Source organism: Paenibacillus sp. USDA918EY, assembly GCF_009870825.1.
Lineage (GTDB): Bacteria > Bacillota > Bacilli > Paenibacillales > Paenibacillaceae > Paenibacillus_AQ > Paenibacillus_AQ albilobatus.
The window spans coordinates 458179-476971 of record NZ_WTWY01000002.1 but is presented as its reverse complement, the minus strand read 5'-3'; the positions used below and the strand labels follow the sequence as shown (position 1 = coordinate 476971).

General features: G+C 54.2%; 11 protein-coding genes. 8 read left to right on the top strand and 3 right to left on the bottom strand.

Translation table 11 applies throughout. The annotated features are described in order from the left end of the window. Nucleotides 1-23 precede the first annotated feature (23 nt). Nucleotides 24-2411, top strand: a complete 2388-nt coding sequence (locus GQY55_RS06370; protein WP_236575452.1) for an Ig-like domain-containing protein — start codon at nucleotides 24-26, stop codon at nucleotides 2409-2411. 53 nt (nucleotides 2412-2464) lie between these two features. Here the strand turns inward: GQY55_RS06370 and GQY55_RS06365 are convergent, their stop codons facing one another. Further along, nucleotides 2465-4240 carry a hypothetical protein gene (locus GQY55_RS06365; RefSeq protein WP_160039309.1) on the bottom strand — a complete coding sequence of 592 codons (1776 nt, stop codon included), beginning with the start codon at nucleotides 4238-4240 and terminating at the stop codon, nucleotides 2465-2467. A gap of 134 nt (nucleotides 4241-4374) precedes the next feature. Between GQY55_RS06365 and GQY55_RS06360 the strand changes: the two genes are divergently transcribed. Together GQY55_RS06360 and GQY55_RS06355 are read left to right on the top strand one after the other, a co-directional pair. After that, nucleotides 4375-5079: a hypothetical protein gene (locus tag GQY55_RS06360; RefSeq protein ID WP_160039307.1), complete on the top strand. Its 705-nt coding sequence runs from the start codon at nucleotides 4375-4377 to the stop codon at nucleotides 5077-5079. 19 nt (nucleotides 5080-5098) lie between these two features. Beyond that, a complete protein-coding gene (locus tag GQY55_RS06355; protein WP_160039305.1) occupies nucleotides 5099-6418 on the top strand; it encodes a polysaccharide deacetylase family protein in 1320 nt (439 codons plus the stop codon). A 337-nt stretch (nucleotides 6419-6755) separates the two neighbouring features. Here GQY55_RS06355 and GQY55_RS06350 read toward each other — a convergent pair whose 3' ends face one another. Then, on the bottom strand, nucleotides 6756-7694 hold the full coding sequence (locus GQY55_RS06350; protein ID WP_236575451.1) for a hypothetical protein: 939 nt from the start codon (nucleotides 7692-7694) through the stop codon (nucleotides 6756-6758). Beyond that, nucleotides 7691-7840, bottom strand: coding sequence for a hypothetical protein (locus GQY55_RS30980; RefSeq protein WP_201452102.1), 150 nt, complete (start codon nucleotides 7838-7840; stop codon nucleotides 7691-7693). The genes GQY55_RS06350 and GQY55_RS30980 overlap by 4 nt, the downstream gene beginning before the upstream one ends. A gap of 298 nt (nucleotides 7841-8138) precedes the next feature. On the opposite strand from GQY55_RS30980, the gene GQY55_RS06345 reads away from it, so the two are divergent. The 5 genes from GQY55_RS06345 to GQY55_RS06325 all read left to right on the top strand — a co-directional run bounded on the left by GQY55_RS06345 (nucleotide 8139) and on the right by GQY55_RS06325 (nucleotide 17833). Beyond that, entirely contained in the window at nucleotides 8139-9917 is a 1779-nt protein-coding gene (locus GQY55_RS06345) for a vWA domain-containing protein (protein ID WP_160039303.1), read from the top strand. A gap of 61 nt (nucleotides 9918-9978) precedes the next feature. Next, nucleotides 9979-13371: a tubulin-like doman-containing protein gene (locus tag GQY55_RS06340; protein ID WP_160039301.1), complete on the top strand. Its 3393-nt coding sequence runs from the start codon at nucleotides 9979-9981 to the stop codon at nucleotides 13369-13371. Beyond that, complete coding sequence (locus tag GQY55_RS06335; protein ID WP_160039833.1) at nucleotides 13371-15827, top strand: transcription initiation factor TFIID; 2457 nt, start codon at nucleotides 13371-13373, stop codon at nucleotides 15825-15827. Before GQY55_RS06340 ends, GQY55_RS06335 begins: the two co-directional genes overlap by 1 nt. A 59-nt stretch (nucleotides 15828-15886) precedes the next feature. Next, a complete protein-coding gene (locus GQY55_RS06330) occupies nucleotides 15887-17167 on the top strand; it encodes a vWA domain-containing protein (RefSeq protein ID WP_160039299.1) in 1281 nt (426 codons plus the stop codon). A gap of 18 nt (nucleotides 17168-17185) precedes the next feature. After that, entirely contained in the window at nucleotides 17186-17833 is a 648-nt protein-coding gene (locus GQY55_RS06325; RefSeq protein WP_160039297.1) for a beta-mannanase, read from the top strand. The last annotated feature ends 960 nt before the right edge of the window (nucleotides 17834-18793 follow it).

Sequence of the window (18793 nt, the reverse complement as noted above, 5' to 3'; positions counted from 1 at the left end):
AACGGAATTGGAGGGAATTAACATTGCAGAAGAAGCTTCAAAAGATGCTTGCCATGCTGCTTGTGCTCGTATTGTGCATGGCATATTCAGGGGTCAGCATGGCTGCGAACACGGTGGCCGATTTGACCAAGCTGGTTCTATCGAAATCCCAGGTTACGCTGGAGATCGGCGATTCGGCTTCTGTGACGGCGACGGGCGTTTATAAGGACAATTCAACCGAAAATGTGACGATAAAAGCAAATTGGAGCAGTAAAAACAACGCGGTGGCCACCGTTTATAACGGCACGATTACCGCGGTAGGGGAAGGCACCTCGACGATTTCGGTCGTTTACGGCAATGAAACCGAATCGGTGCAGGTCAACGTGACGAAAAAGGTCAAGGCGCTCACGAAAGACGTGCAGAAGCTTGATCTGAAAATGGGCGACAGCCCGACGATCCATCTGACCGCAACTTATACGGACAACTCTGAGGACAAGGACGCTTCGAACAAAGCGGACTGGACCGTGGACGACGGCAGCGTGGTTTCGGTCGTGAACGGCAAGGTGACGCCGATCGGTCCGGGCACGGCGACCATTACGGCCACTTACGGCAGACAATCGGCGACCATTCCGGTCAGCGTCGAAGTGGTCAAACGCTTGGACCCAAGCACAACGCAGGTATCGATGCTGCTGAGCGAAAACAAACCGGTTCAAATCAAGCTGAAAGCTACATATCCCGATGGCAACGTGAAGAACGACGTGTCGGCGCAAGCCGAGTGGTCCACCAGCAACGCGGAAGTAGCGGACGTCATTAAAGGCGAAATCACCGCTTACGGCCCGGGTACGGCGACCATTACGGCAAAATACGGCACGCAGACCGCGACCATCCAAGTGGACGTTGACAAGGCGATCCGTTTGCAGGCCAGCGAGCAGAACATCTTCCTGCACGCCAAGGACTCGCTTCCGAATCCGATTAAGCTGGAGGCCGTGTATCCGGACAAAGGCGCGGTAGACGTGACAAAAGATGCAACGTGGACTTCCAGCAACGAGCAAGTGGTATTCGTGAAACAGGGCGCGGTGACGGCCAATTCGCCGGGTACGGCGGTCATTACGGCCAAATACGGCGATAAAAGCGTGACGATCAACGTCGACGTCGACGTTCCACGCCATCTCGACATGGTGGAGGACGTTGCTTTGAGTTTGAACGGGAAAAAAACGTATCAGATTGAGCTGAATGCAACATACGCCAACGGCGAGACCAAACCGGTGCATGACAAAGCGCAGTGGAAATCCAGCAAGGAAGATGTCGTTTATGTCTCGAACGGGTATTTGACGGCCTATAAAAAAGGCGAAGCGGACATCACGGCGACTTATGGCGGCGTGAGCGTGAAAACCCATGTTGCGGTGGACATGCCTTTGAAAACCGAGCTTTCCTCGAAAAAGGTTTCCTTGAAGGTAAACGGAACGTACCAGGCAAGCATCGTGCTGGATTACGGCGCAGGCCAACCGGCGGAACAGGTAACGGATAAAGCCGAATGGAGCTCCAGCAAGGAAGACATCGCCAAGGTGGACGAAAACGGCGTCGTGACGGGCGTTGGCACGGGCACGGCGACGATTACCGCCAAATACGAAGGAAAAACGTATACGCTGACCGTTGAGGTAGGACTCGTCAGCGAATTGACCTCTCCGCAAAGCCTGATCATTATGTCGACCGGCGACAAGAAGAAAATCGACCTGACGGCGGTGGACGATCCGGAATCGCCGGACGGTCTGAACAAAAGGGCAACCTGGAAATCGGGCAATCCTTCGGTAGCCAGCGTTGACGGCGAAGGCGTCGTAACGGGCATGAAGAGCGGCAAAACGACGATTACCGCCGAATACGGCGGCAAAAAAGTCACCGTGCAGGTCGAAGTCGACGTCATTTCGAAGATCGACGCCAACGTAGATTTCGTGTTATTGAAAACGGCCGGCAGCGCGAAGGACAAAACCGCAAACGCGACCGTTACGGTAACGTTCAGCGACGGCTCTACGAAAGACGTGAGCGATAAAGCCGAATGGAAAAGCTCCAATTACAAGGTGGCTTCCGTCGTAAACGGCAAAATCACGGCGATGGACAGCGGCAAAACGACGATTACGGCCAAATACGCCAACAAAACCGTCCGCATTCCGGTGGAAGTGGACGTCCTGAAATATTTGCAAACGAACGAAGTCAACCTGAACATGAGCGTCGGCCAAACCTTCAATCTGATCGCGACGGCCACGTACAACGACGGAAGCGAGACAGACGTGTCGAAGCCGGCGCTGTGGAAATCCTCCCGCATCCTGACCGCAACGGTCAAGGACGGCGTGGTGAAGGCGACGGGCAAGGGCAAGGCGACGATTACCGTTTCGTTTGGCGGCAAGTCGACGAAGGTGGTCGTAAACGTTAAATAAACGGCAATAAAAGAACGGGCGGCGCAAGAAATCATCTTGCGCCGCCCGTTCTTTTATTCTACCCGTTCCACATCCAACACCGGTACGTTGATCGGCTGCGCGAGCGGATCTCCGCCGGGAACGACGTCTTCGAATCGACTGAACTTTCCGACAACGGTTATGCTCGCCCCCTCGTTAAACATGTAATCGCCATGCAGCTTCATGTAAGTCGTCCCTACCTGCGCCAGCGCGTCGCCTTCACCGCCGTATACGATGTAGCAGGCGAAACGCACCTTTTCGTTCGGATGGGCAAGCAGATCGGCCCCATCGATATCGGCGTAATCCTTTTGGAAGCCGGAGAATTGGTAGCCGTCCCCCTGCCGGACGTAGATGGCGTTTGGGGTTGCGGCCCCGCCTCCGTCTTCGCTTGCTCCGGCCGGGTTCGTCACCAGCAGCGACCGGTCCGGCTGCACCGTGTAACCGTCGGCTTCGAAGAAGAACAGCGGAGTCATCCGGCGGTCATGCACCTCATAAGCGGCATAGAGCGCTTTGCGCGAGGCGGATTCCCCTTCGACGAGAATGACCGGCGCCGACTTCGTGCTGAGCGATTCCTCGATAGACACGCTGCGGATGGCGACGTCCCCGGGAAATTCGGTCGTGCTGGCCGCCTGTACCGACTCGTCGGCATTCATGACCGCAAAGTAGATCGCGTTGGCCTCATCCGAGCCGATCGCATAAGCGCTGCCGCCAAACCGGCTGCCGCCGCCGCTGACATGGCTGTAGTTGGCCGTTTGCCCGATAAGCTGCAGCAGCCGGACCGGGTCATGGGCGGTCCAGGCCAATTTCGCCTTTTTCACTTCCTCGGACGTGTCCTGGTAGGCGGACAGCGCTTCGTAGAGAGCGATGGCTCCTTCGTAATCGTTGCTTTTGATTTTCCGCTGGGCGGATGCAAGCCATTTCCGGATTTGCCGGTCAATGTCTTTCAGGAGACCGGACTTGATCCCGGCGCTTTTGGCATAGGACTCGTAGGTTTTGGCATGGAGCGCGTAATTGGCCGGTTGATCCCCTTCGATATCCTTTTTTAGAATGGTTCGCGCCAGTTCCTCCGTTTTGCTTTTGACCCATGGCGCTTTGAGTTTCCGGCCTTCGTACTGGTCCATCAGCGATTGCGAGATATCCAGCAGCTGGGCGAATTTGCCCGCGCCGGCGAGCCGGGACATCAGCCTTTCGTCAAAGTCCTTGAACTTCGCGCCGAGCTGCTTGGTTTTCTCGTCCGCTCCGCCGTAAAAGGCATCCGGAATCGCCTGCAAATTCCACTTTGCCCCGGCTTCGTCCCCGTTCCCTTGATTCAGCTGCTGCTCCAGCTGGCCGTAAAACAAGCTTTTGAACTGCTGGAAATAACGCGTAATATCGTCCGATATGCCGTAGCCCGCCGAAATTTTCGGATAAACGGCCGCAAACCGCGCTTCCGCATGCATGAACTTGTTCCGCGCGTCCTGGAATTCGCCGTAGGCCTGAAGGAAGCCGTTAAAATCCTGGCGCGAACCGGCCGTCTCCACGCGTTCATCAAGGCGGGACAACGCCGTTTTCATTTCCGTGATCGGCGAAAGTTCGTTCAGGCGCTTTTGGATCAGCGATTCCTTATAACGAATGGATTGGTTTTTGGCCGCTTTTTGGTACCATTCCTCCGCCTGAATGAGGTTGTTTTGCCGGTAGTACCGCTCCGCCTCGTCGACCCATGCCATTTTGCGTTTCATGTCCATTCCTTTGAACGCGATCAGAACCAGCATGGTTAAACAAAACAAAATGAGCGCATGCCGCAAGGTCAGCACTTGTTTTATTTTCATCATATGGACGGTCCTCCAAGCTCCCTCTAAAATTATCCGAAACATATTCCGATATAAATAGAATGTAGCATTTTTCGAATGTACGTCAAATGGCAAGCATTTCGACAGGTTAATTTGATATCGAGGAGATATGTATCATGAACGGCAAACCGAACCCGAATATGAAAACTAGAGGCTGGCTGAAAAATCTTTTGACCGCCCGCTCTGAAACCGCATCCGAGACTGCGGCGGCCGAAATTCAGGCAATAACCGAAAACGAGGCTGAACCTGCCGTCCCGGCTTCGTCCGACGTGGAACTTTCGCTGCTGGATCAGGACAAAGCGGCTTTGGACCTCATCGTTGCCGTCGAAAACATGCTGAATGACCGCCAGCTGACCGCGTTCAGATTAAAAGACCACGAAGAGCAGCTGCAGAACGCTTACGATACCATCAATCGTCTGAAAAACGAGCTGGGCAAAAAGGAACACGCGATCCTCGAAAAGGAAAAAGAATTCCGGAGTCTCGAGGACAAGCTGACGCAAAAGCAAATGAGCTACGACCAGCTGCTTGAAGACTATAAAGAATATCAGAATTCCGCAAGCTCCGGCATGGAAAATTTGAAGTACCAGCTGGAAAAGGAACGGAACAAATACGCCAAACTCAACGAGGAGTTCAGCCAATATCAGCATGATAGCGTGAGAAAAACGAAAGAGCTTGACGAAAAAATCCGGGATCTGGAAAGCGAAAACCAAAAGGTGGAAAGCCAATACCAAAAGGTGCTGGAAGAGAAAAACCATCTGCTGCAGACCATTTCCGATTTTACCGCACGCATGAATTTCTCGCTGACCCCTCCAACGGAATAACGGCAACGGGAGGTTTACCATGCAGCAACCCTATTTGACGAAGTGGCTTGAGATCCGGTCCATTGAAGAGCTGGAGTCCGGGGATTTTTTCATGCAGGTGGATTTCGTTTGCGGTCAAACGACCGCGATGGTCTGGAAAGTGGACTCGTTTACGGGACAGCAAATTCGCCGGGCGCTGACGGAAACCGAGGACTCCGACATAAAATTCAGGCTGTCTTTTGCGAGCGAGCGCAGTTCTCTGGATCAACAACGGTACGGCCAAATTACCAGGTACGGCAGAAACGCCGTGCGGAAAGTCAAATTCGCTTGTTCAGAGACGTTTGCGGAACAGCTTGCCGTGCTGAAGCGGATCGGCGATGCCGGCGAATTGGAGGGAGCGTCTTTCATCGCTCCACGTCTTGACGGGAGCCATAGCGGCGGAATCGAACCCGAACCCGAGCCCAAGCCCGATCCGAAACCTGCCAAGGCTGCAGCGAATGCCAAAAAAATGGCAAGTGTGGGCGCCGCTTTGCTGGTCCTTATTCTTTTATTTTATTTCTCTTTTTCCAAATCTTCACTCATGGATGAAAAGGCGCTGGCCAATACAGACGGGGCGGCCCTGGCGGAAGGCGTTGCCGCGGAGGGCAAATCCGCGCAGGGGGAACGTTTGACCGCTCAAACCGAAAGGGAATCCTGGGTAAAAACGGCTGCCGCCGCCGTTCCTGCGGCGTCCGGGCCGCCCGTCCCCCTCAAGCCGGAATTTCGGGCGCCGGCAGCGGTCAGCTTGGATAAGCCGGTCAATTTCGGCATTTCGAAGGAGTCCGTCGCGATCACCTTTGATGACGGGCCTTCCAAATACACCAAAGAGATCGTCGATATTTTGCAGCATTACCATGTCGGGGGGACGTTTTTTTTCGTCGGAACCCAGGTCAAAAGGTTTCCCGAGGCGGTGAAATACGTCTCCGACCAAGGATTGGCGATCGGCAACCATTCCATGACGCATTCCAATTTGCAGAAGCTGACTGCGGAGCGGCAGCAGGCCGAAATTTTGCAGACAAACAAGCTCATAAAGGACATTACCTCCAAGCCTGTCGTGCTGTTCAGGCCTCCCTACGGCTCCATGAACGGACATACCCGAAAAGCGGCGGAAGGCGCCGACATGAAAATCGTGTTGTGGAACCGCGATCCGGAAGATTGGAAAAGCAAAAACAGCCCGCAGCACGTGCTCAATTACATCGAGCATGCCCAGGCGGGGGGATCGGTCATCCTTCTGCATGAATCCGAAAAAACGGTCAGTCTGCTCCCGCAACTGATAGAATATTTGCAAAAGCAGCAGATTCCGATCGTAAATCTGGAATAGTCCCGACTCCCCAAACTGCTTGGTTCATCCCGTAAATATTTTATATACATAAGGATTTTGCAAAATCCTGACAGAAGCATCGAACTAGAAAAGGCCTGCTCCATTTGTGAGCAGGCCTTTTCAAAATTTATGCCGGGTTATATGTTTCACGCATATCGCCCGGCTTTATTTTCGCGAAGGTGGAATCTCCGCCAGTCCAGGCCGGCGAAGCCGCATATGCTTTCCGTTTCTTTATTTTTTACGGCGTTTTGCGGACAAATCCGAAATTTGCGCAGGGTTCGGGGCGGTTTTATCGTCATATATTAACGGCCCCTCTAATAGAATTTGGACACATGCCTTATTCCCAGTTTTGAAATTCGGGGTCCCAGCGGTATTTTTCGTTGTAGAGAGCCGATACTTCGTTGCGCAGTCCGTTCCATGGTTGGTCGGGATGGCGGCGCACCAGCCGGTACAAACGAAGGAAGCGGTCTTTGGGCATCTGGCGGACGTAGCGGAGAATGAAATCCGGATATGCATCCACGTACGTTTTCATCCGGACGGCCGCGCCGGCCACAAGCGCCAGGATCCGGGAGCCGTTTTTCATTTCGAGAATTTCCCGTTCATACCGCAGGACGTAACGGATGGCTTGATGTTTGATCAGCTCGCGTTTGATTTTGGCCAGCTCGCCGATGTATTCGGCCAAGGCCGGCTCAAAATCCTCGATCATCAGCGGCTCGAGCGTCAGATCCATGTCTTTGCGGAGCGCAAACGACTGCAGAAGCATGATCTGCTGCAAGCGGATCCGGTCATTACGTACAATCGTCGCCATTTCCCGCAAAATTTCGTAGCCGAGCTGCTCATCGTCTTTGATGGCGGCCGAAGCGGTGGTCAGGTTCATATAAATGCCTTCGATAATGCGCCTTTCGCTGCTGCGCAGCAGCTTATCCAGCTGCCTTCGGGTTTCGGGCTCGACCGTTTTTCGTTGAACCCACCAGAGCAGCCCCGTCAACAGGAACCCGCCCGCAAGACTGAGGATGATCTGCAGGAAAGTTTGGCTGAACAGCACGGCCGCAAGGGTCATGAGCAGGGCGATCAGCCGCTCGTTTTGCATGGAATGTTTGGCTTGAATACGGGCCTGCTGCATGACCGGAATCAAAGCCTGTCTGCCGCAATTCGCGCATTTGTCTTCCCACAGCACCGTAAAAAATCGGCAATGTTTGCAAATTCTTAACTTTTCGTAGGCATAACTCGTCTTATGATAAGGGCGTAGGATCAGCGGCTTTTTCTTGGTCATCATGCACGATCCCCCCGCGGGTTGGCGATTTCAAGGAGCGTTTCATCGAGATCCTCGGGCGAAGGCGCCTTCTTTTGTCGATGGAAGTACACGGCGATTTTTATGGCGATAAAAAGAAACAAAATGCCGAGGCATCCGTATGCAATCATAATCCGCACTCCTTTCGGGGTTCAAAACGATGAGTTTTCGTTGGTGGGACTTATGCCCTATGTACAGCGCGACGGCCGCTCACATTGAACTTTACCGGCTTTAATTATATCATAATATAAAAGTATTGGGAGTTTTTAGTCGTCTTACGGCGGTCCTGTTGCTAGATTTGCAAATCTTTCAAATTGGTTATTTACGCAATTTTATCGTTTCTTAAGCATTTTTTAAGACTTTTTTCCTAAAGTAGAATGAAGGCTTAGGAAATCTGACAATTCACTAGAGAAGGAGTATCGAAAGTCTATGCTTCATAAAAATAAAATAGCACTTTGTCTCCTGCTGGTATGTTTGCTGATCTTGCCGGTTATAAGTCCCGGGGTTTCGGCTGCGGCTGCGCAGCCTTCCTCCCATATCGACGCCGTGCTCGTTCTCGATGCAAGCAACTCCATGAAAGCAAGCGACCCGAAAAGAATCAGCAGCGAAGCGATGAAAATGTTCATCGACATGCTTCAGGCGCGAGGGGACAAGGTAGGGATCGTCTCCTATACCGACAAAATCCAGCGGGAAAAGGCGCTGCTGACGATCCAGTCGAACTCGGACAAAAACGATCTGAAGCAATTCATCGACCAAATCGACCGCGGGGCTTACACGGACATTTCCGTCGGCTTGAAGGAAGCGGTCAAGGTGCTGAAACAGGGCGCGGAACCGGGCCATGAGCCGATGATCGTCGTGCTGGCGGACGGCAACAATGAGCTCGATCCAAAATCGGGCCGGACCGCTGCCGAATCCAATCAGGAGCTCAGCCAATCGGTACAGGAAGCAAAAGCCGGGGGCATTCCGATTTATACGATCGGGCTCAATGCGGACGGCAAGCTGAACAAGGACGCGCTTTCCAAGCTTTCGGACCAGACCGGGGGCAAATCTTTTTCGACCAGTTCGGCGGATGAGCTGCCGCAAATTTTGAGCGAAATTTTCGCCAGCCACCAGAAGCTGAAAATCGTACCGATCAGCTCGATTACCGCAAACGGAAGCTATCAGGAAGTCACCGTCAACGTGCCGAACGCAAACGTGCTGGAAGCCAACATTTCGCTGATGTCCGGCAAGCCGGTGGACGTGAAGCTGACCGATCCGTCGGGCAAAAACGTGCCGGTTCCGTCGGCCAACGTGCAGCGCTCCACGTCGAAAACCTATTCCCTGATCAAGCTCCTGAAGCCGGAGCAGGGCGATTGGAAGCTGCAGGTCAAAGGTGTTTCCAAAGATAAAATCGATATCAATCTCATTTTCAACTATGATCTCGAGCTGGCCATGGAGCCGCTAAAATCGACCGCCGTCAAAAAAGGCGACACGGTCGACATCAACGCTTATCTCGTCAGTAACGGCCAGAAGCTCCAGAACAACGGCCTTTACAATGACATGAGCGCCAAACTTCTCGTCAAGGATCTCGACACCGGGGAACCGAAGGAAGTGGAGCTTGCCAATAAAGGAGACCATTTCGAAGGCTCTTACAAGGTCGAGGAGAAACATCAATACGAACTGAAGGTTCGGGCCGAAGACAAAAGTTTTTACCGGGAATCGAAGCCGGTGACGATCAGCGCCAAAGCTGCCGGCGCAGGAAGCGGAGGGGCCCCGGCGGCGGACAAGGAAGACAAGAAACCATTTCATGTGTGGCCCGTAGTGATAAGCATTGTCGTCCTGGCCGCTCTGGCGGCTGCCGCCTACTTTGTCATGGGTGCGGTCCGCAAAGCGAATAAAGGATTTGTCGGGCAGATCGTCGTGGAAATCCGCGACGAGAACACCGGCGAAAAAACGTATCCGCAATATAAAAAGCTGACCGCCTTCAAGGGCAAATTCAATCTGCATCAGCTGCTCCAGCTTGCGCCGGAGCTGAAGGAAACGGATAAAGTCATGTTTATGCCGGGCAAAAACGACCGGCTTGTGCTGAAAAACAACTCCGCTTGCACCGTCGAGAAATCGGGGCGCGCGGTGAACGCCGCCCAGGGGGCCGAGCTGAAAAGCGGCGACCGCCTCAGCATCTCGCTGCCGCAGGTGGATAAGACGATTTTGATCGAATATTTGGTGTGATGTTGAAAGATTCAAACGTGGTAAATATACGAACCTTGAGAAGCACTCAGGAGGGGAAACGATGAAACCGGTAGTAAGAGAACACATCCAGCAGCTTGACGTATCGCTTGGCGGAGGGATCGTCAGCGAGAAAATCCGGGTCGATACGATCGACAATCCGATTCTCATCATCGGCCTTGGAGGCACGGGGATTGACGCGCTTTTGCGCCTGAAATACCAAATCAACCGCCGTTTCAAGCTGCCGGAGGATCCGCTGTCCAAGAAAAAAATGGAGAAACCGGCCAACGTGGAGTTTTTGGCGTTTGAAACCAACGAACAGGACCGGAATAAACGCTATAAGGGCGTGGGGCTGGATTCGATCAACGAATTCGTCCTGCTCTCCAACGCCGAAATCGGCGGGCTGCTGCAGAACCGCAGCATTTTGGAGCCTTACATCACGGATTGGCTGTCTCCCGAGCTCAGCATCACCGACGGCATGAACGGCGCGGCCGGGGTGCGCCAAGCGGGACGCCTGCTGTTGTTCACGAAAATCAATCAGGTCGTTCAAGCCATCGACAAAAAGATCAAAACGCTCTCCGTCGGCACCAACAAAAAGCTGATGGTGTTTCTGCTGACGGGCCTCTCCGGCGGCACGGGCAGCGGCTGCTTCCTGGACATCGCCTATATCGTGCGCGGCATCATCGAACGCGATTACGGCTCCGCGGGAATCGACCGCGTCAACACGCTCGGCTACCTGTTTACGCCGGACGTGAATTTGTCGAACAAAAGCCTGAGCGAACATACGCGCGAATACATCAAGAAAAACGGCTATGCCGCCCTGAAGGAGCTCGACTACTGGATGAACGTCGACGCCCGCGGCGAGCGTTTCAAGCAGCAGTACGGCAACATTTTGACGGTCAATTCGCCGCTGCCGCCGTTTAACCTGTGCCATCTTATTTCCGCGACGAATACGGAAGGCAAACTGCTGGAAAGCGCGTACGACTATTGCATGAACGTCACGGCCGAGAATATTACGAACTTTATGGCCAGCGAGGATAAGCAATCCGGCGAAGAATTCGCCATACATGACTACATCAGCAACATCCGCACGAACATCGCGCAGATGAACAAGATGTATCCGGCCAACTACGATTACAACATCATCGGCGCATCGTCCGCGGTGCTCCCGATTGAAGAGATGACGACCTTCCTGGCGTACCGTCTGTTCGGCAAAATGGAAACGATGTTCGAAAAGGCGCCAAGCCAGGAGGACGTGGAGAAATTCGCGCGCAAGCTCGGCATCGACCTCGACACGATGGTCAAAACGTTCGAATCCCGCGTGCCCGAGCCGCTGCCGGGTTACCAGAACAGCGAACGCCTGAGCTATACGAACGTCGTGAAAAACCAGGTCGTGAACATGGACACGGAGCTGGAGCAGACGTTTCTGGCGCGTGCCCGTGAAGAATACATCAAGGCGAAAAAGCAGCTGCCCGGCGAAATCGTGGAGCAGTTCAGCGACCAGGTGCGCCGCATCTTCCTGCATCCGCAGCAGGGTCCGTTTTACGTATCCCGTCTGCTGTACACGGAAAAGGGCTTCTGCCTCCTGAAAATGCTGCTGTCCTACATCGAGACGCTGCGGGAGAATTTGACCCGCATTCCGCGCGACATCGAAGCGGCAAGGGAGCAGGCGAACGAGCGTCTGGGCGACGCGAAAAGCGCTTTTGTCTCGAAGGAGAAAAAGAAAAACGTCTACATCGAAGCGAAAATCAACGAATATTGGCTGATGGCGGACGTGGAGCGCACGGAGCAGATGATCGAGTTTTACGAAGATCTGTACGATCTTTTGAATCAGGAAAACAACCGCATTTATAACGTATATACCGAAATTTTGAACGCTTTGAACGCCATCTTCGCCAAAAACGGGGACATCCTCCTGAACGGCGAGGAGCAGCAGGACCATAAAGGCAACAAAACGTACTACTGGAACATCGTCAGCGTGCCGGACATTTCCAAGGTCATCAACCGGATGATGGAGCAGAAGGACGTGGAGGATCTCATTCGCGACTTTACTCAAGAGCTCCTGCTCCATTCCGACCAATGGATCAAGGAACAGGAGATCGACATCGTCAGCTCCATTTCGGACTTCCTGACCGAGAAATTCGGCGACCTGATCACGAAATCGATGGAGGATTTCCTCGTGATGAAGTTCGGGCAGGAGGAGTCGATCGAGAAATTCGTCGAACGGAAAATCGCCAGCAAGCTGGACGAGGAAGCCGTGCCGGTCTTCCATTTGAGCAACAGCGCGGGCAATCTCTATTTCCCTTCCTGGGGTTTCGTGTCCGTGCCGGTGCAGGCGCCGAGCATCCTGAAAGGGATACGGAACTACCAGAACAATTCGATCGGCAAATCGAACTTTACGGTTAAGGAAAGCGAAGTGAAAAACCGGATTTTCTGGCTGAACACCAAAAACGGCGTGCCGCTGTTTGTGTATACGCCGCTGAAGGTGTACGAGGAAAGTTACGAACGCACCATTCTCGACAAAGAGGGCATCGGACGCCATTTGGTGCAGACCGACCGCGCCAACTGGACGTACCTGCCGTCGCCGATTCCGGAAAAATCATGGGGTGAAACCTACGTCAACCCGCGGGTTCAAAGCTACAACGCCCGCGTTCGGGCCGAATTCGACCAGGCCTTGGCGTACAAGGTCATCGTGGAAAAAGACATCGATCAGAATACGAGCAACCGTTACGCGGTGATGTATACGAAGCCGTTCGACCTGAATGATTGGCTCCGCGCTTACGATATGCAGCTTGAGGCAGCCAAGCCGAATCTCGGCGAAGTGAAACGGGCCGTCACCGAATTGAAGCGCCTGCTTGAAGGCGGTCTGGAACGAACGGGCAGCAAGGACATTTTCGGCAGCATCAATGAAGAGATGGCCAAAGAAAACCTGATCCGCTCGCCGGAGCAAATTGCGTCCATGCGCGCCGAGCTGGCGAAATACCGGGCGATCGACTCCAAGCTGAAGGAGCTGGAGGAGGTCATCAGCCGGAACCAGGACGAAGAAAAGTGGATCGACCAGTTTATCGAAGCGATGTACACGGGCACGATCTGCAAAAAAGGCGCGTTGTACGTCTACGACCGCGATCCGGAGGAAGAGGCGTGGGAACCGTTCGCGAACCTGATGAAAAGCGTCCGTTATGTGGAGTACGAGGTCTACAAGCATTTCCGCGGTCTGGACGAGCGAAGCCGGAGCACGCTGATGCGCAAATCATCCCGCCGCGATCAAGAGCTGACGGCATCCGAGGATATTTCGGCGCTGCTTGCCAAGCTGGATGAGCTGGCCGGGGCGTTCCTCGACGCGCGGGAGACGCTGGAATACGAAAAGGTGGAGTTGGCCGACGGGGAAGAACGCCACCAGTTCTACAAGCAGGTGTCCTCCAAATTAAACGATATCCGCAGAAGGTTGAAATCATGATGGAGCGGGTATTGGAGCGGTTCGCCGCAGGTTATGCCGCCGATCAGGATAAGCTGTCGGGCAAAGGGGATGACCAGAGTAGCATCCACTACCCGGCCGTGTTTCTATTCATTGGAGATAAGTCGGCCGAGGCGATCGAGCCGATGATGCGAATCAACCATAAAAAATGGGATAACAGCGCCGGCGTCATGTATTTTCATGTCGGAACCGGGAGCGCGCCCGGGGGAACGACCCCCGGGCCGGCCAATCGGCAAGCCGGGAAGCCGGTTTCCGCGCAGGGGGGGATCCGGGAACCGGGGGCGGACGAAGCTTCCGGCAGCGCGTTGCTGCGGGTCAGCCGATTTACGATCGACGCCGGACCGGCAGGGAATGATCCCAAGACGTTCCGCAAAGCGCTGTACCATTCTTTTTACCGGAACGAAGAGCAGCTGTACGGCCTGAACCGGGCATTGCGGCAGCTCAGTTACAACATAGCGGACTACGGACGGCTCTATTCGTCATTCGACCGCATTCATCTTTCTGTCATTACGCGGGTCGACGACCCGCTTAATGTGTTCATACCGGAAATTTCGCTGCTGGCGCAGTCGATCTTCGCCCAGTCCTTCAAATCGGTGCAGATGGATTTGTACGCCCTGATCAGCGAGCGGGACCAGATGGAGTCGTTCGGATACGGCAGCTCGGCGGGCGTCGCTTTTCTCCGGGAGCTGGAAGTGATGCAGGGTTCGGACTACCGTTTTTCGGCCAAATTGCATGTCACGGAGGACGGGTTGTCCATCCCGGTCACGCACCAGCCTGCCCCGCTGTTTGATCTTGTGTACGTGCTTTCCGACAAAAACGAGCGCGGCATTACGGCCGCCCACGGCATGCAGGATAATTACGAAATCATTTGCCATGTCAGCCTGCTCAAAAACCGGAAGCAGAAGGAAGGACATTACGACCTGAATGCCGGAGGATATAACAACACCTCCTTCAAAAATAACGTCATGACCGAATCCGGCCGGCAAGGATACGTTTCGGCAGGTTTTTCCCGCGTCAAGCGGCCGAACGAGTCGATCGCCCTTGCGGTGTTGTACCATTTTTACGGCGGTTTGCTCAGTCGGATGAAAAACGTGCCGGAGTGGGGACTCAAAGAAAAAATGTCCTTTTTCGGCCTCGATCCGGCGGCCATATCCGGGCAAGCGGAACGAATGGTTCCGGACGGCGACAAAATCGCCGAGATGACCGGCATGATGACGCATCCGGTCAGCTACGGCTCGTTAAAGCGCATGACGCTGCGCGACGCGGAGGAGGCATTGTTCGGCGGCGGCTGCGAGGCGTATTTTCAAAGCAATTACGTGCAGGAAACCGAGCAGCGCCTGAAAGAGCAGCAGACCGGCGAAGGGCTGCGGGAACGCATCCGCCGCCGTTTGCGCGAGCAGTCCGCCGTGGGGATGTTCGGGATCGCGTTATGGACCGACGAGAAAAACGGTGGCAGCGTGCTGGAGGCGGTACGGAGCCGGATCCGCGATTTGGCGGGGCATCTGGAAGCCGAAAAAGCGGAGCTTGCAAGTTATTATGATGAGCGCGTCGAAAACCAGCCGTTCCCGAAACGGCCGCTGATGGAGAAGCATAACGTGCGCAGCTTCATCCGTTTTTTCTTCGAAACGGTGTACCGGCGAAAGCTGGAGCTGCTATTACTTGAAACCGAACTGAAGCTGTATCGGCGTTACGAGGCGGAATTGGCGCAAATTCACGCGGAATATAAGCAAAAGGCGCTGGAGCTTTCCGGGCTTCAGGAAATGCTGCTGCATGCGGCCCGCGCAAGCATCCGGGAGGCCGACGACTACATCGGCCAGAACATCATGGAGTATTACGGCGTGGTTACGGAAGAACTGATGCGCGAGCTGGAAGCGCGGCGCGGCGATGGCGTCTTTTTCGGGGAACGGTACATGGGAAGTTTGGCGGAGCTTTTGGATGAAGGCAGGGAGCGGCTGCTTCTGCGGCTGATCGAAGTGTGCAGGCAAGAGCTGCTGGAATCGGAAGCGTTCGACCAGACCTTCGAAGAGGAGCTTTTGAACCGGGCGAATGTCACGACGGAATACGGCAATCGCCAGGTGCTGTCGAAGGAAGAACTGTTCAAAAAGCTGTACCGGACGCTGGAAGAGCATGCGGTCATCAACTTGCGTCTCCTGGAATACACGCAGGAGCACCGCTACGAGGAGAAGTATTTTTTCGGGGATGCGGAAAGCGAGTTTATCCGCTATGCGGCCGGGGCCGACGAAACCTCCCGCATCTACAAGCTTGGCGTCGTGCACGAGAAACGCAGCAGCGGCGTGGAAAAATTGAACCTGATGGGCGGTTTTCATCTGGAGGATCTGATGTATTACCGCAACGGCAAAATGTATTACGAAACCTACGTTCAAAACGGCTACGAATTCCACGGAATCGAAGCCGAGCGGCTGCCGGAGCTCAAATAGCCCCGTTTTCAATCGGTCGCCGAACTTTTCGTTTGGCTTTATAGGAAAGGAAGATGGATATGCAGCGAAAATTGAATCTGCTCCTGCTGCTTTTCAGCCTGCTTGGCGGCGCCGTCGGCTACATTATCGCGGAGATCATGCTGAATACGTGGGGAGCAAACTGGCCGCGGATCGTGGTGATCGGTCTCTATTTCGGATTGCTTGCCTTATTTATCGGGCTTGGCTGCCTGATCGCCGAGGTCATGTCGCCGCGGCTGAACGGCCCCTCTTGGAGACAGCGTTATGCGGGGACGTCGTGGAAGCTGCTGGTGCCGGCTACGCTTGTGATGATATTCGTTCTGGCGCTGGCGCTTGAGTTCGTCTACGAGATCAATGGCGGCGGAATGAAGCCGGTGAAGGATATCGCGCTGGTCATCGACAACTCGGGCAGCATGACGCAGACGGACCCGGATAATGATCGTTATACGGCCGCCAAAAACATGATCGACCGGATGGACGGCAGCAACAGGGTAGCGGTACTGGTGTTTAACGACCAGACGACGCTGCTGCAGCCTTTTACGAAATTGAAGAACCAGGCTGCCAAAGACCAAGTCACCGGCGAAATCGACGCGCTGGAAGCGACGGACGGCGGCACGGATATCGGCCTGGCGTTGTCCGATGCGATGGAGCATATCGAAGATCAAGGCAATGCGGGCCGCGGGACGATGGTCGTCCTGCTTTCCGACGGTGCAAGCAATGTCGACCTGAATGCGGCGCTCGCTCCTTATAAGCAAAAGCAAGTTCAAGTGAACACGATCGGGCTGAGACTGATGGATCCGCAAGGATCGAATCTGCTGAAAGCGATCGCGCAGGAAACGGGCGGACAATATTACGACGTGCAAAATGCCGGCGATTTGTCGCCGGTGTTCCAAAAAATTTACCGGGACGCAGGCGAGCGCACCCTTGTTACCGAGCGAACCGGACCGCAGGCAAACAGCGTCCTCTATCTGATCGCTCGCGTGGTTTTCCTCGCTTTGATCGGCGCCGGCATCGGCCTCGCGCTGGGACTTATTTTTGACAACCGTTATCTTGCGCGCAGCTTTGGCGCCGGAGGCGCGGTTTCCGGGCTGCTGGCCGGATTGCTGCTGGAGTTCGGCCTGACGGGCGAAGATTGGAAGGACAGCATCATCCGGCTTTTGGCCTGCCTGGTGCTTGCCGGCGTGCTGGCGGTCTTTACGGCGATCGTGCCGGTCAAAGAAAACGGGAAGCTCGAAGCGGGCCTGCAGCGTCCGGGTTTGGCCGGGCGTTCGCGGGGCGGATTTGCGGACCGGAACAAAAACAGCGGCAGCAGAGGATTTTAAACGGGAGGAGAAAACAGGATGAGGTTCATCGATGCGGATATCAGCTCCATGCTCATTCGCGGCGTGACCCATCAGCTGGATGGAGACCGCTGCACGCTCCGCTGGCGTTGGCCGGAGGACATCAAGGCGGTCTATATCGAGCGCTGCTTGGCGGGTGAGGAGCCGATGCAGGATACCCGCCGGCCGAACATGAGCAGGCTGAAGCTGTACACCCGGAACGAATATAAGGCCGCGAACGGTTACCACGACCGGATCGACGGCGTCGGCAAGGTCGTATACACGATTTATGCCGCCACGGAAACGGAGGAGGGCCCGGCGCTGATCCGCCAGCATGACGGCCAGAACCGGCAGGAATTCAGCACGGGCAAAGCTAAGGTGTGGTTTTCCATCCGCCACAAAGGCGGCTGGCTGCAAAAATACAAGTCGGTGCAAATCAAGGTAACGACCGAAATTCCGATCCCGAAAGAGGCGCTTTGCTACGTCAAAAAAACGGGCGGCTACCCGGCGAATAAGGACGACGGCACGCTGTATCCGTTTGTGGCGGATTTTGAGGCCGGCGTAAACGTGCTGCCGGTGATCGAGGTCGGCAAAAACGATTATGTGCGGCTGTTTTTTACCGATGGGAAGAGGTATGGGCAGATGTATGAGTTGGTGCCGGAATCGTAAATTTCCATCTGCCTCTGTTGAAATCGTGTTATCTGGGGTAGTGGCACCACTCCGCATGCGGATCATTCTTCCGATCGCTGTTGCCCCCGGATTCCTTTTGGAATGTATGTTATGGTTGGAATCCGGGGACAAAGGCGACCGCTAACGCTTCTTCAGAATGATTCCGCCTGCTCCGTTGAAGCTAGGATATAACACGATTTCAAAGGAGGCACGTAAACTCTTCGGGCAATTTACATTCCGCTTGTGTTTGGAGAGGGAAGTGTAAGTTAAAATCGTGTTATTGATGGAATGGGCATCACTTCACATGCGGATCATTCTTCCGATCACTGTTGCCCCCGGATTCCTGTGGAATGTATGTTATGGTTGGAATCCGGGGACAAAGGCGATCGCTAACGCTTCTTCAGAATGATTCCGCCTGCTCCGTTGAAGCTAGGACATAACACGATTTCAAAGGAGGCACGGAGACTCTCTAGAAAATTTACATTCCGCTTGGGTGCTTAGGGAGGAAGTAAGCTGAAATCGTGTTATTGAGGGAAGGCATCACTCCACATGCGGATATTCCTCCGATCGCTGGACGCTCCATGTAAATTCCCGATTCGAAGGAGTATAAGGTCAGAAACATTGCTAGAATAGGATTTTACGGAGCCCCCACACCCCAAACGAGAAGTTTCTTGCTTTAGGAAGTATAATGTAGTAGGAAGATGGATACGAGGCAAGGGCAGCGAAAGGGCACGAATCGTATCTGAGCCCAAGATCGGAAGAACGTTCCTTCATCGCAGCGGCGCCTTGCACCGTGCTTAGCATAAGCCTTACTTATAGCGTGAAGTTTTAATAACATAAATGAAACATTCCATTAAAAGCTTCATACTGAACTTTTAATATGATTTTTGATATGATGATCCATACGCAAGGGCAGCTTGAAGGCCGCCAACGTTGCAACCCACCAGGCAAAGGGGGAGA

Bases quoted from the DNA above. Each gene is read 5' to 3' on its own strand.
- GQY55_RS06365 (WP_160039309.1), bottom strand. From the start codon at position 4,240: ATGATGAAAATAAAACAAGTGCTGACCTTGCGGCATGCGCTCATTTTG.
- GQY55_RS06360 (WP_160039307.1), top strand. From the start codon at position 4,375: ATGAACGGCAAACCGAACCCGAATATGAAAACTAGAGGCTGGCTGAAA.
- GQY55_RS06355 (WP_160039305.1), top strand. From the start codon at position 5,099: ATGCAGCAACCCTATTTGACGAAGTGGCTTGAGATCCGGTCCATTGAA.
- GQY55_RS06350 (WP_236575451.1), bottom strand. From the start codon at position 7,694: ATGATGACCAAGAAAAAGCCGCTGATCCTACGCCCTTATCATAAGACG.
- GQY55_RS30980 (WP_201452102.1), bottom strand. From the start codon at position 7,840: ATGATTGCATACGGATGCCTCGGCATTTTGTTTCTTTTTATCGCCATA.
- GQY55_RS06345 (WP_160039303.1), top strand. From the start codon at position 8,139: ATGCTTCATAAAAATAAAATAGCACTTTGTCTCCTGCTGGTATGTTTG.
- GQY55_RS06340 (WP_160039301.1), top strand. From the start codon at position 9,979: ATGAAACCGGTAGTAAGAGAACACATCCAGCAGCTTGACGTATCGCTT.
- GQY55_RS06335 (WP_160039833.1), top strand. From the start codon at position 13,371: ATGGAGCGGGTATTGGAGCGGTTCGCCGCAGGTTATGCCGCCGATCAG.
- GQY55_RS06330 (WP_160039299.1), top strand. From the start codon at position 15,887: ATGCAGCGAAAATTGAATCTGCTCCTGCTGCTTTTCAGCCTGCTTGGC.
- GQY55_RS06325 (WP_160039297.1), top strand. From the start codon at position 17,186: ATGAGGTTCATCGATGCGGATATCAGCTCCATGCTCATTCGCGGCGTG.